Below are 12,311 nucleotides of genomic sequence, written 5' to 3'. Positions count from 1 at the left end.
ATAGAGGCGATCCGGCGACTTATTCGCTGGAAAGCAGATCCATGGTGTGTTTATCCATCATTTCCAATGCACGGCCACCGCCGCGAGCAACGCAGGTGAGCGGGTCTTCGGCGACGATCACCGGCAGACCGGTTTCCTGGGCCAGCAACTTGTCGAGGTCGCGCAGCAAGGCGCCACCACCGGTAAGTACCAGACCACGTTCGGCGATATCCGACGCCAGCTCCGGAGGCGATTGCTCCAGCGCACTTTTCACAGCCTGAACGATGGTGGCCAGGGACTCTTGCAGAGCTTCCAGCACTTCATTGGAGTTCAGGGTGAATGCGCGTGGAACGCCTTCGGCCAGGTTACGGCCACGAACGTCGACTTCACGAACTTCGCCGCCCGGGTAGGCTGTACCGATTTCCTGTTTGATGCGCTCGGCGGTGGACTCGCCGATCAGGCTGCCGTAGTTGCGACGCACGTAGGTGATGATCGCTTCGTCGAAGCGGTCGCCGCCAACCCGTACGGATTCGGCATAGACCACACCGTTGAGGGAGATCAGCGCGATTTCAGTGGTACCGCCACCGATATCGACAACCATCGAACCGCGAGCTTCTTCAACCGGCAGACCGGCACCGATTGCAGCAGCCATCGGCTCTTCGATCAGGAACACTTCGCGGGCACCGGCACCAAGGGCCGATTCACGGATGGCACGACGCTCAACCTGGGTGGATTTGCATGGAACGCAGATCAGCACACGAGGGCTAGGCTGCAGAAAGCTGTTTTCGTGAACCTTGTTAATAAAGTACTGCAGCATTTTTTCGCAGACGCTGAAGTCGGCGATTACGCCGTCCTTCATCGGACGAATGGCAGCAATGTTGCCCGGCGTACGACCGAGCATGCGCTTGGCCTCGGTGCCGACAGCAACGACACTTTTCTGGTTACCGTGTGTCCGAATAGCCACAACGGAGGGCTCATTCAGGACGATACCGCGCTCGCGCACGTAAATAAGGGTGTTGGCAGTGCCCAGGTCAATGGAAAGATCGCTGGAAAACATGCCACGCAGTTTCTTGAACATGGGAAAGGGACCCTAGGCAACGCGTGGGTAAAAAAGTGCGGCAAACTCTAACAACGACAGGGATTTTGGGCAAGGCGCCAATATGTTAAATTGGCAGCTTTTCTGTGCACCAAGCCCACAATCGCGGCCTTGAGACCGTAGAAATGCGGTAGTGTTCCGACAATCTAACACACGGACGCGGTCCGTTCTGTTTTCCACTGGAGAATCCCATGGCGCTTGAACGCTCCGACGTGGAAAAAATCGCTCATTTGGCCTGCCTTGGCCTCAATGATGCCGATCTTCCACACATCACTTCGGCCCTGAACAGCATTCTCGGGCTGGTCGACGAAATGCAAGCGGTCAATACCGACGGTATCGAGCCCCTCGCCCACCCATTGGAAGCGAGCCAGCGCCTGCGTGCAGACGTCGTGACCGAAACCAATCATCGCGAGGCCTATCAGTCCATCGCACCAGCGGTCGAAAACGGCCTGTATCTGGTTCCGAAAGTCATCGACTAAAGGGAAAGAGCCTGCAATGCATCAATTGACTCTGGCCGAGATCGCCCGCGGACTCGCCGATAAAAAGTTTTCTTCCGAAGAGCTGACCAAAGTCCTGCTGGCGCGTATCACCCAGCTCGACCCGCAGCTCAACAGTTTCATCAGCCTCACCGAAGACCTGGCGCTCCAGCAGGCGAAAGCCGCTGACGCTCGTCGCGCCAACGGTGAGAGCGGCGCCCTGCTCGGCGCGCCGATCGCACACAAAGACCTGTTCTGCACCCAGGGCATCCGCACCAGCTGCGGCTCGAAGATGCTCGACAACTTTAAAGCACCGTACGACGCCACCGTGGTCGCCAAACTGGCGGCTGCCGGGGCCGTGACCTTGGGCAAGACCAACATGGACGAATTCGCCATGGGGTCGGCCAACGAGTCGAGCTACTACGGCGCGGTGAAAAACCCGTGGAACCTGGAACACGTTCCGGGCGGTTCGTCTGGCGGCTCGGCTGCCGCGGTTGCCGCTCGTCTGTTGCCTGCGGCGACGGGCACCGACACCGGCGGTTCGATTCGCCAGCCCGCCGCGCTGACCAACCTCACCGGTCTGAAACCGACGTACGGTCGCGTTTCGCGCTGGGGCATGATCGCCTACGCGTCCAGCCTCGATCAGGGCGGCCCATTGGCCCGCACCGCCGAAGACTGCGCGATCCTGCTGCAAGGCATGGCCGGTTTCGACCCGCAGGACTCCACCAGCATCGACGAGCCCGTGCCTGATTACAGCGCCGGCCTCAACGGTTCGCTGCAAGGCCTGCGCATCGGCGTGCCGAAAGAATACTTCAGCGCCGGTCTCGACCCACGCATCGCCGACCTGGTCATGGCCAGTGTTGAAGAGCTGAAAAAGCTCGGCGCCGTGGTCAAGGAAATCAGCCTGCCGAACATGCAGCACGCAATCCCTGCGTACTACGTGATCGCCCCGGCGGAAGCGTCTTCCAACCTGTCGCGTTTCGACGGCGTGCGTTTCGGCTATCGCTGCGAAGACCCGAATAACCTGGAAGACCTGTACAAGCGTTCCCGTGGCGAAGGTTTCGGCCCGGAAGTGCAGCGCCGGATCATGGTCGGTGCTTACGCCCTGTCGGCCGGTTACTACGACGCCTACTATTTGAAGGCGCAGAAAATCCGTCGTCTGATCAAGAACGACTTCATGGCTGCCTTTAATGAGGTCGACATCATCCTCGGCCCAACCACGCCGAACCCGGCCTGGAAGCTCGGCGCCAAGAACAGCGACCCGGTCGCTGCGTACCTGGAAGACGTCTACACCATCACCGCCAACCTCGCCGGTCTGCCGGGCTTGTCCATGCCTGCAGGTTTTGTCGATGGCCTGCCGGTCGGCGTGCAGTTGCTCGCCCCGTATTTCCAGGAAGGCCGTTTGCTCAACGTTGCGCACCAGTATCAGTTGAACACTGACTGGCACACCCGCACCCCAACCGGCTTCTGAGGAGAAACACATGCAATGGGAAGTCGTGATCGGGCTGGAGATTCATACCCAGCTCACCACCCGGTCGAAAATCTTTTCCGGTAGCTCCACCACCTTCGGTTCCGAGCCGAACACCCAGGCCAGCCTGGTTGACCTGGGCATGCCCGGCGTATTGCCAGTGCTGAACCAGGAAGCAGTGCGCATGGCGGTGATGTTCGGTCTGGCGATTGATGCCGAGATCGGCCAGCACAACGTGTTCGCCCGTAAAAACTATTTCTACCCGGACCTGCCCAAGGGCTACCAGATCAGCCAGATGGAATTGCCGATCGTTGGCAAAGGCCACCTGGACATCGCGCTGGAAGACGGCACGGTCAAGCGCGTCGGCATCACCCGCGCGCACCTGGAAGAAGACGCCGGTAAAAGCCTGCACGAAGAATTCAGCGGCGCCACCGGCATCGACCTGAACCGTGCCGGCACGCCGCTGCTGGAAATCGTTTCCGAGCCGGACATGCGCAGTGCCAAGGAAGCCGTGGCTTACGTCAAGGCTGTCCACGCGCTGGTCCGTTACCTGGGCATTTGCGACGGCAACATGGCTGAAGGCTCGCTGCGTTGCGACTGCAACGTGTCAATCCGTCCGAAAGGCCAGGTTGAATTCGGCACGCGCTGCGAGATCAAGAACGTCAACTCGTTCCGTTTCATCGAGAAGGCGATCAACACCGAAGTGCAGCGTCAGATCGAACTGATCGAAGACGGCGGCAGGGTGATCCAGCAGACCCGTCTGTACGATCCGAACAAGGACGAAACCCGTCCGATGCGCAGCAAAGAGGAAGCCAACGACTACCGTTACTTCCCCGATCCGGACCTGCTGCCGGTGGTCATCGAAGACTCGTTCCTCGACGACGTGCGCGCCACCCTGCCGGAACTGCCACCGCAGAAACGCGAGCGCTTCCAGGCGCAGTTCGGTCTGTCGGTCTACGACGCCAGCGTCCTGGCCACCAGCCGCGAGCAAGCCAATTACTTCGAGAAAGTCGTGAGCATCGGCGGCGACGCCAAGCTGGCGGCCAACTGGGTGATGGTTGAATTGGGCAGCCTGTTGAACAAACAGGGCCTGGACATCGATCAGTCGCCGGTCTCAGCCGAACAACTGGGCGGCATGCTGCTGCGCATCACCGACAACACCATCTCCGGCAAAATCGCCAAAGTGGTGTTTGAAGCCATGGCCAACGGCGAAGGCAGCGCGGACGAGATCATCGACAAGCGCGGCTTGAAGCAAGTGACCGACACGGGCGCGATCTCTGCAGTGCTGGACGAAATGCTCGCGGCCAACGCCGAGCAGGTCGAACAATACCGCGCGGCAGACGAAGCCAAACGCGGCAAGATGTTCGGCTTCTTCGTCGGCCAGGCCATGAAAGCCTCCAAAGGCAAGGCCAACCCGCAACAGGTCAACGAACTGCTTAAAAGCAAGCTCGAAGGCTGATTGCAATGGAGCCAGTTTTAAAGCCTGGCTCCATTCCCTGTGGGAGCGAGCCTGCTCGCGATGACGGCGTCACATCCATCATTGATGTGACTGACAGTCCGCCATCGCGAGCTGGCTCGCTCCCACATTTGTTTCGGGAACACTTTTTTATGAAACGTCTGTTCAGTACCTGCGCCCTGCTCTCTTTGCTCGCCGGTTGTGCCAGCACCGATGCCATCGATCCACACGGCTACGACAAGTCCGGCGTAGCTTCGTATTACGGCGCCAAACACCATGGCAAACGCACCGCCAGTGGCGAGCGTTTCAACAAGAATTCCCTGACTGCCGCCCATCGCCAGTTGCCGTTCGGCACCCGGGTGAAGATTACCAACCTGAATAACGACAGGTCCTGCGTGGTGCGCGTCAACGACCGCGGGCCATACTCTCGTGGGCGCCTGATCGACGTGTCACGTGAAGCGGCCGAGCAGTTGGGCATGCTGCGCAGTGGCACCGCGAAAGTTCGCGTGCAAGCCCTCGACGACTGATAGACGGAGCGCTGACTATTTTCGGACTTGCCGATTTACCCCTGATCAGCGTGATTGAATTGTTCAGCGGTCTGTTTTTACTGATCGCTGGCGCCGAACTGATGGTGCGTGCCGCCGTGCGCCTGGCCGCACGACTGCATGTGCGGCCGCTGATAATCGGCCTGACCATCGTGGCCCTCGGCAGCAGCGCACCGCAGATGGCGGTCAGCCTGCAAGCCACCCTGGCGCAAAACGCCGACATCGCCGTCGGCAGCGTGATCGGCAGCAGCATCTTCAACATCCTCGTCACCCTCGGGCTCTCGGCGCTGATTATTCCGCTGCGGGTTTCGCGGCAATTAGTGCGCCTGGATATTCCGCTGATGATCGGCGCCAGCCTGCTGGTGTTCGTACTGGCGTGGAACGAAGAACTGAACCGCACAGACGGCATTATTCTGCTGGGCGCGCTGGTGCTGTACCTGGGCTTGCTGCTGCGCCAGTCGCGGCACTCGGCCCGTCCGCCATCGAGCGCTCATGACGCACCGCAGGCACCGTGGTTCAGCAGCTTGCTGATGATTGTCGCCGGGCTGGCGATGCTGGTGTTCGCCGGGCATTTGCTGCTTGGCGCCGCGGTGGCGGTCGCGACCGACCTGGGGTTGTCGGAGCGGATCATCGGCCTGACGATCGTCGCCGTCAGCACCTCCCTGCCGGAGCTGGCCACTTCGTTGATCGCCGCGTTGCGCGGCCAGCGGGACATCGCGGTGGGCAACGTGATCGGCAGCAACCTGCTCAACCTCTTGGGCGTACTCGGGCTTACCGCATTGATCGCGCCGTCGCCGCTGTCGGTCTCGCCAAACGCCCTGGATTTCGACCTGCCGGTGATGCTCGGTGTCGCGGTGCTGTGCCTGCCGGTGTTCTATTCCGGCTACCGGGTGACGCGCGCCGAAGGCCTGCTGTTCTTGGGTTTGTATCTGGCCTACGGGCTGCACGTGGTGTCGTTCACCACCGGCATGCCACTGGCCGGCAAGCTTGAACACCTGATGCTGTTTTTCGTCCTGCCGGCGCTGGGGGCATTTTTGCTGTTCACGTCGCTGCGCGCCTGGCGTCGCCAACACCACAAGAGGGAATTGCCATGAGCACTGATAACAGGAGCACTGATAAAAAGTCTGGGGTTGAAGTCCGCCGCCAAGTGATGGGCGACGCCTTCGTCGACCGCGCCTTGAGCAATGCCACCGAGTTCACCCAGCCGCTGCAGGACTTCGTCAACGAACACGCCTGGGGCGGGGTCTGGAACCGTGAAGGTCTGCCGCTGAAAACTCGCAGCCTGATCACCCTCGCCGCGCTGACCGCGTTGAAGTGCCCGCAAGAATTGAAAGGTCACGTGCGCGGCGCCCTGAACAACGGCTGCACCGTGGAAGAAATTCGCGAGGCGCTGTTGCATTGCGCGGTGTATGCCGGCGTGCCGGCGGCGATCGATGCGTTTCGGGCGGCGCAGGAAGTGATTGATAGCTACCAGAAGCCGGAGTAACAGGCTGGCGTTTGTAGTGTTAGAAAGATTGCTATCGCGAGCAGGCTCGCTCCCACATTTGGAATGCATTCCCCCTGTGGGAGCGAGCCTGCTCGCGATGAGGCCCTGAATCACACCGCAAAACCTTCGGTTAAATCCACCCACCCCACTGCAACAAAAAGATCCCGACGTTGGTGGTGACCGCCGCCATCAGCGTGGTAATCACAATGATCGCCGCCGCCAGTTCATGATTGCCATTGGCCTGCCGGGCCATGACGAAACTGGCCGCGGCGGTCGGGCTGCCGAAGTACAGAAACAAAATCCCCAACTCCGCCCCGCGAAAACCCCAAAGCCACGCACCAAGCGTCGCCAGCACCGGCAGACCGATCATCTTCACCAGGCTTGAACTCAACGCCATCGTGCCGCTTTTGCGCATCGCCGCCAGCGACAACGTGCCACCGATGCAGATCAGTGCCAGCGGCAAAGTGGTTTGCGCCAGGTACTGACCGGACTTTTCCAGCCACCCCGGCAAACCGATTTCGAAATAGGCAAATGGCGCCGCCGCAAACACGCTGATGATCAGCGGGTTGACCATCACGCTTTTGCAGATGCTCCAAGGGTCAGACTTGATCACCGGGCTGTAGACCGCCAGCACGATGGTCGAAAGCGTGTTGTAGAACAGGATCACCAACGCCGCGAGAATGGCCCCGAGGGAAATCCCGTGGTCGCCGTACATGCTCGCCGCCAGTGCCAGACCGATAACGCCATTGTTGCCGCGAAACGCGCCTTGGGTGTAGATGCCCCGGTCGTCTCGCGGGCATTTCCAGATCGCCCAGCCCCAGGCAATCGCAAAACACAGCAGTGTGGCGATCGAGAAGTAGATCAGCAGCGCCGGTTGCAGCGCGGCATGCAGGTCGGCATGCAAGATGCCCAGAAACAGCAACGCCGGCATGGTGACATTGAACACCAGGGCCGACGCGGTATGAATGAAATTGTCGTTGATCCAGTCGATGCGCTTGAGCAGCGCCCCCAGAAACAGCATGGCAAACACCGGCGCGGTGATGTTCAGGGTTTCGAGGAAGATAGCCAGCATGCCGGGAGAACCTTGGGTGGGCGTCGTTAGGGGGCTAATGATAAGCCACTGGGGACGTTGGCGTCTGGTAGAACGCCTTCGCGGGCAAGCCTCGCTCCTACAAGGACTGCGCATAATACGATCCTGTAGGAGCGAGGCTTGCCCGCGAAGAACGATAACGCGGTATCAGGTAATCGGCGCCGGGTTGAACAAGGTAATGTCGTTATGCAGCTTATGCCGCTCCGCCCACGTCTGTTGCTTGCCGCTGGCCACATCCAGGTAGTAGTGGAACAACTCCCAGCCAAGTTCTTCAATCGACGCTCGCCCGGTGGCAATCCGCCCGGCATCGATGTCGATCAAATCCGGCCAGCGCTGCGCCAGTTCTGTGCGGGTCGACACCTTCACCACCGGCGCCATCGCCAACCCATAAGGCGTACCCCGCCCGGTGGTGAACACATGCAGGTTCATCCCCGCCGCCAGCTGCAATGTCCCACAGACAAAATCACTGGCCGGGGTCGCGCAGAAAATCAGTCCTTTGCGCTTGAATCGCTCGCCAGGACCGAGCACCCCATTGATCGCGCTGCTGCCGGATTTGACGATCGAGCCCAGGGACTTCTCGACAATATTCGACAACCCGCCCTTCTTGTTCCCCGGCGTGGTGTTGGCACTGCGATCCGCTTCGCCCTTGGCCAGGTAACGGTCGTACCAGTCCATCTCCCGCACCAGTTCCTGAGCCACTTCCTCAGTTTCGGCGCGAGACGTCAGCAGGTAAATCGCGTCACGCACTTCGGTGACTTCGGAAAACATCACCGTCGCGCCGGCGCGCAACAATAGGTCCGAGGCATAACCGAGCGCCGGGTTGGCGGTGATGCCAGAGAACGCATCGCTGCCGCCGCACTGCATACCGAGGATCAGCTCAGACGCTGGCACGGTTTCCCGACGACGCAGATCGAGCTTCTTCAAACGAGTCTCGGCGAGCGCCATGATCTGCTCGATCATCTCGGTAAAACCATGACTGGAATCCTGCAAGCGGTACAACCACGGATCGCTCAAATCCACCGAACTGTCGTTCTCGTGCATCACCTGCCCGGCCTGCAATTTCTCGCAGCCCAGGCTGATCACCAGCGCTTCGCCCCCCAGGTTCGGATTGCGCGCCAAATTGCGCACGGTGCGAATCGGGATGTACGCGTCGGTGGCGCTAATCGCCACGCCGCAGCCGTAACTGTGGGTCAGCGCCACCACGTCATCGACGTTCGGGTACTTGGGCAGCAACTCGTCCTTGATGCGTTTCACCGCATGATCCAGCACGCCGGTGACGCACTGCACGGTGGTGGTGATGCCCAGAATGTTACGCGTGCCGACGGTGCCGTCGGCGTTGCGATAACCCTCGAAGGTGAAGCCTTCCAGCGGTGCCTGCGCGGCCGGCACTTCGGTGGACAGCGGCAGGCTGTCCAGCGGCGGCGCGGTCGGCATGCGCAGTTGATCTTCCTTGACCCAGCTGCCGCGAGGGATCGGCTGCAACGCATACCCAATGGTCTGGCCGTAACGAATCACCTGACCGCCCTCGGGAATGTCCTCGAGCGTGACCTTATGGCTCTGCGGCACAAAATCCACTGTGACCAGGCCATCGGGGAATTCCGTGCCGGCGGGCACGCCCTGATCGTTTACCACGATCACCACATTGTCCCGCTCGTGCAGGCGGATGTAGCGCGGCGAGTCGGAATGTTCAATCAACTGCATGACGCCGCTCCTCAGGAATGCGCTTCAGATAATTTACTGTTGGTTTCAGGACCGCTGACAGGCGGCTCTTTGAGCACCACACGCTTGATCGGACCAACGATCACCAGATAGCTGAAGACGGCTACCAGCGCGTTGCAACCGACGAACACCAGCGCCCACTTGAACGAACCGGTGGAGCTGATGATGTAACCGATAACGATCGGCGTGGTGATCGACGCAATGTTGCCGAAGGTGTTGAACAGGCCACCGCTGAGACCGGCGATCTGTTTCGGAGAAGTATCGGACACCACGGCCCAGCCCAACGCACCGACGCCTTTGCCGAAGAACGCCAGGGCCATGAAGCCGACGACCATCCATTCAACATCCACATAGTTGCAGGCCACAATGCTGCTGGAAACCAACAGGCCAGCGATGATCGGCGCCTTGCGGGCGAAGGTCAGCGAGTGGCCCTTGCGCAGCAGGTAATCGGAAATCACCCCGCCAAGCACACCACCGATAAACCCGCAGATCGCCGGCAACGAGGCAATGAAACCGGCCTTGAGGATGGTCATGCCGCGCTCCTGGACCAGGTACACCGGGAACCAGGTCAGGAAGAAGTAGGTGATGCCGTTGATGCAGTACTGGCCCAGATACACGCCAAGCATCATGCGGTTGGTCAGCAGCTGGCGGATGTAGTCCCACTTCGGACCGTCACCCTTTTTGCCTTTGCCTTTGTCCTGGTCCATGTCGACCATGCCGCCGTTGTCGGCGATGTGCTTGAACTCAGCGTCGTTGATCATCGGGTGTTGGCGCGGGCTGTAGATCACCTTCAGCCAGATGCCCGAGAAGACAATGCCGATCACGCCCATGACGATGAACACATGCTGCCAGCCGAAGGAGTAAACGATCCAGCCCATCAGCGGTGCGAACAACACGGTGGCGAAGTATTGCGCCGAGTTGAAGATAGCCGAGGCGGTACCGCGTTCAGCGGTCGGGAACCAGGCCGCCACGATGCGTGCGTTGCCGGGGAAGGATGGCGCTTCGGCCAGACCCACCAAAAAGCGCAGCATGAACAGCGCAACCACCGCCGTGGACACGCCGAACTCACCGACATAGCCCTGCAGCACGGTGAACAGCGACCAGGTGAAGATGCTGAGCGCGTAGATTTTTTTCGAGCCGAAACGGTCCAGCAACCAGCCACCGGGAATTTGCCCGGCCACGTAGGCCCAACCGAATGCAGAGAAGATGTAACCGAGGGTGACCGCGTCGATGCCGAGGTCTTTTTGCAGGCTGGAGCCTGCGATGGCGATAGTGGCCCGGTCGGCGTAGTTGATCGTGGTCACCAGAAACAGCATGAGCAGGATCAAATAGCGGACGTGAGTCGGCTTGGTCGATTGCATTGTAGATGTACTCCCACTGATTATTTTTATGCGCGGGTGAATCTTTGGTTTTTCTGTGGGAGCGAGCCTGCTCGCGATGGTGGTCAACGATGACGCGGGGCATCAAGTTTACCGCCGCGTCCTCAAGACCTTCGCGAGCAGGCTCGCTCCCACAGTGGGTGTTGCGCTACGAACCGATGTAGCTGGTCTTCACGACCGTATAAAACTCTTGCGCATAGCGACCTTGCTCACGTGATCCATAGGATGAACCTTTACGCCCACCGAACGGAACGTGGTAATCCACGCCGGCGGTCGGCAGGTTGACCATCACCATCCCGGCCTGGGAGTGGCGCTTGAAGTGGTTGGCATACTTCAGCGACGTGGTCGCGATGCCCGCCGACAGACCGAACTCGGTGTCGTTGGCCATGGCCAGCGCTGCCTCGTAATCGGCGACGCGAACGATGTTGGCCACCGGGCCGAAGATCTCTTCGCGGCTGATGCGCATCGCAGCTGTGCTGTCGGCAAACAGCGTCGGGGCGAGGAAGTAGCCTTCGGTATCGCAGGTCACCAAACCACCGCCGCTGACCAGACGCGCACCTTCGGACTGGCCGATGTCGATGTACTTCATATCCTGTTCAAGCTGAGCCTGCGAGACGACCGGACCGATATCGGTCCCGGCTTTCAGCGCGTGACCGACCTTGATCGACTTCATGCGCTCGGCCATGGCTTCGACGAATTTGTCGTGAATCCCGGCGGTGACGATGAAGCGGCTCGACGCGGTGCAACGCTGGCCAGTGGAATAGAACGCGCTCTGTACCGACAGCTCGACCGCTTGTTTGAGGTCCGCGTCATCCAGAATGATCTGCGGGTTCTTGCCGCCCATTTCCAGCTGAACCTTGGCTTGGCGCGAGACGCAGCTGACAGCGATCTGACGACCCACGCCCACGGAACCGGTGAAGCTGATGCCATCGACTTTCGGGCTCTGCACCAGCGCATCGCCAACCACGCGACCGCTGCCCATCACCAGGTTGAACACGCCGGCCGGGAAACCGGCGCGGGAGATGATTTCCGCCAGCGCCCAAGCACAACCCGGTACCAGATCAGCAGGCTTCAGCACGACGCAGTTGCCGTACGCCAGAGCCGGAGCGACTTTCCACGCAGGGATCGCAATCGGGAAATTCCACGGGGTGATCAGGCCGACCACACCGAGGGCTTCGCGAGTGACTTCGACGTTGACGCCCGGACGCACCGACGGCAAATAGTCGCCGGACAGGCGCAGGCATTCACCGGCGAAGAACTTGAAGATGTTGCCGGCGCGAGTCACTTCGCCGATGGCTTCGGGCAGAGTCTTGCCCTCTTCCCGGGCCAGCAAAGTGCCGAGCTCTTCGCGACGCGCGAGGATTTCAGTACCGACTTTATCCAGTGAATCGTGACGTGCCTGAATGCCCGAAGTGGACCAGGCCGGGAACGCGACGCGAGCGGCGTCGATGGCGGCATGGACCTGAGCCAGATCGGCCTTGGCGTAATCGCCGAGGGTATCGGTCAGCTCGGACGGGTTGATGTTGGCGCAGTATTCACTGCCCGCCACCCATTCGCCGTTGATGTAATTATCAAAACGCTTTGTATCTGCCACGGGCTGCCCCTTTTAAAAGAAGT

The 12,311-nt window shown here is 60.4% G+C and carries 11 protein-coding genes; 6 read left to right on the top strand and 5 right to left on the bottom strand.

All coding sequences use genetic code 11. The features are described from left to right. Positions 1 to 19: 19 nt before the first annotated feature. On the bottom strand, positions 20 to 1,057 hold the full coding sequence (gene mreB / locus ACYZT2_RS05490; RefSeq protein WP_002555108.1) for a rod shape-determining protein MreB: 1,038 nt from the start codon (positions 1,055 to 1,057) through the stop codon (positions 20 to 22). 209 nt (positions 1,058 to 1,266) lie between these two features. Here mreB and gatC point away from each other — a divergent pair, with 209 nt between their 5' ends. From gatC to ACYZT2_RS05460, 6 genes are all read left to right on the top strand, one after another. Further along, on the top strand, positions 1,267 to 1,554 hold the full coding sequence (gene gatC / locus ACYZT2_RS05485; RefSeq protein ID WP_007901429.1) for an Asp-tRNA(Asn)/Glu-tRNA(Gln) amidotransferase subunit GatC: 288 nt from the start codon (positions 1,267 to 1,269) through the stop codon (positions 1,552 to 1,554). A gap of 16 nt (positions 1,555 to 1,570) precedes the next feature. After that, complete coding sequence (gatA, locus tag ACYZT2_RS05480; protein WP_461970764.1) at positions 1,571 to 3,022, top strand: Asp-tRNA(Asn)/Glu-tRNA(Gln) amidotransferase subunit GatA; 1,452 nt, start codon at positions 1,571 to 1,573, stop codon at positions 3,020 to 3,022. A 10-nt stretch (positions 3,023 to 3,032) separates the two neighbouring features. Beyond that, positions 3,033 to 4,478: an Asp-tRNA(Asn)/Glu-tRNA(Gln) amidotransferase subunit GatB gene (gene gatB, locus ACYZT2_RS05475; RefSeq protein WP_461970761.1), complete on the top strand. Its 1,446-nt coding sequence runs from the start codon at positions 3,033 to 3,035 to the stop codon at positions 4,476 to 4,478. A 149-nt stretch (positions 4,479 to 4,627) separates the two neighbouring features. Further along, positions 4,628 to 5,002 carry a septal ring lytic transglycosylase RlpA family protein gene (locus ACYZT2_RS05470; RefSeq protein ID WP_461970759.1) on the top strand — a complete coding sequence of 125 codons (375 nt, stop codon included), beginning with the start codon at positions 4,628 to 4,630 and terminating at the stop codon, positions 5,000 to 5,002. Between the two features lie 50 nt (positions 5,003 to 5,052). Further along, a complete protein-coding gene (locus ACYZT2_RS05465; protein WP_461970757.1) occupies positions 5,053 to 6,114 on the top strand; it encodes a calcium/sodium antiporter in 1,062 nt (353 codons plus the stop codon). After that, positions 6,111 to 6,506, top strand: coding sequence for a carboxymuconolactone decarboxylase family protein (locus ACYZT2_RS05460; protein WP_461970755.1), 396 nt, complete (start codon positions 6,111 to 6,113; stop codon positions 6,504 to 6,506). Before ACYZT2_RS05465 ends, ACYZT2_RS05460 begins: the two co-directional genes overlap by 4 nt. 130 nt (positions 6,507 to 6,636) lie before the next feature. Here the strand turns inward: ACYZT2_RS05460 and ACYZT2_RS05455 are convergent, their stop codons facing one another. The 4 genes from ACYZT2_RS05455 to ACYZT2_RS05440 all read right to left on the bottom strand — a co-directional run bounded on the left by ACYZT2_RS05455 (position 6,637) and on the right by ACYZT2_RS05440 (position 12,288). Next, entirely contained in the window at positions 6,637 to 7,578 is a 942-nt protein-coding gene (locus tag ACYZT2_RS05455) for an AEC family transporter (RefSeq protein WP_461970753.1), read from the bottom strand. A 165-nt stretch (positions 7,579 to 7,743) separates the two neighbouring features. Further along, complete coding sequence (gene garD / locus ACYZT2_RS05450) at positions 7,744 to 9,297, bottom strand: galactarate dehydratase (protein ID WP_461970751.1); 1,554 nt, start codon at positions 9,295 to 9,297, stop codon at positions 7,744 to 7,746. Between the two features lie 11 nt (positions 9,298 to 9,308). Further along, on the bottom strand, positions 9,309 to 10,676 hold the full coding sequence (locus ACYZT2_RS05445) for an MFS transporter (protein ID WP_461970749.1): 1,368 nt from the start codon (positions 10,674 to 10,676) through the stop codon (positions 9,309 to 9,311). 166 nt (positions 10,677 to 10,842) lie between these two features. Next, positions 10,843 to 12,288, bottom strand: coding sequence for an aldehyde dehydrogenase family protein (locus tag ACYZT2_RS05440; RefSeq protein WP_461970747.1), 1,446 nt, complete (start codon positions 12,286 to 12,288; stop codon positions 10,843 to 10,845). Positions 12,289 to 12,311: the final 23 nt, after the last annotated feature.

The sequence above is a fragment of the Pseudomonas sp. MDT1-85 genome (assembly GCF_054898065.1).
This window is presented reverse-complemented; position numbering and strand designations above follow the sequence as displayed.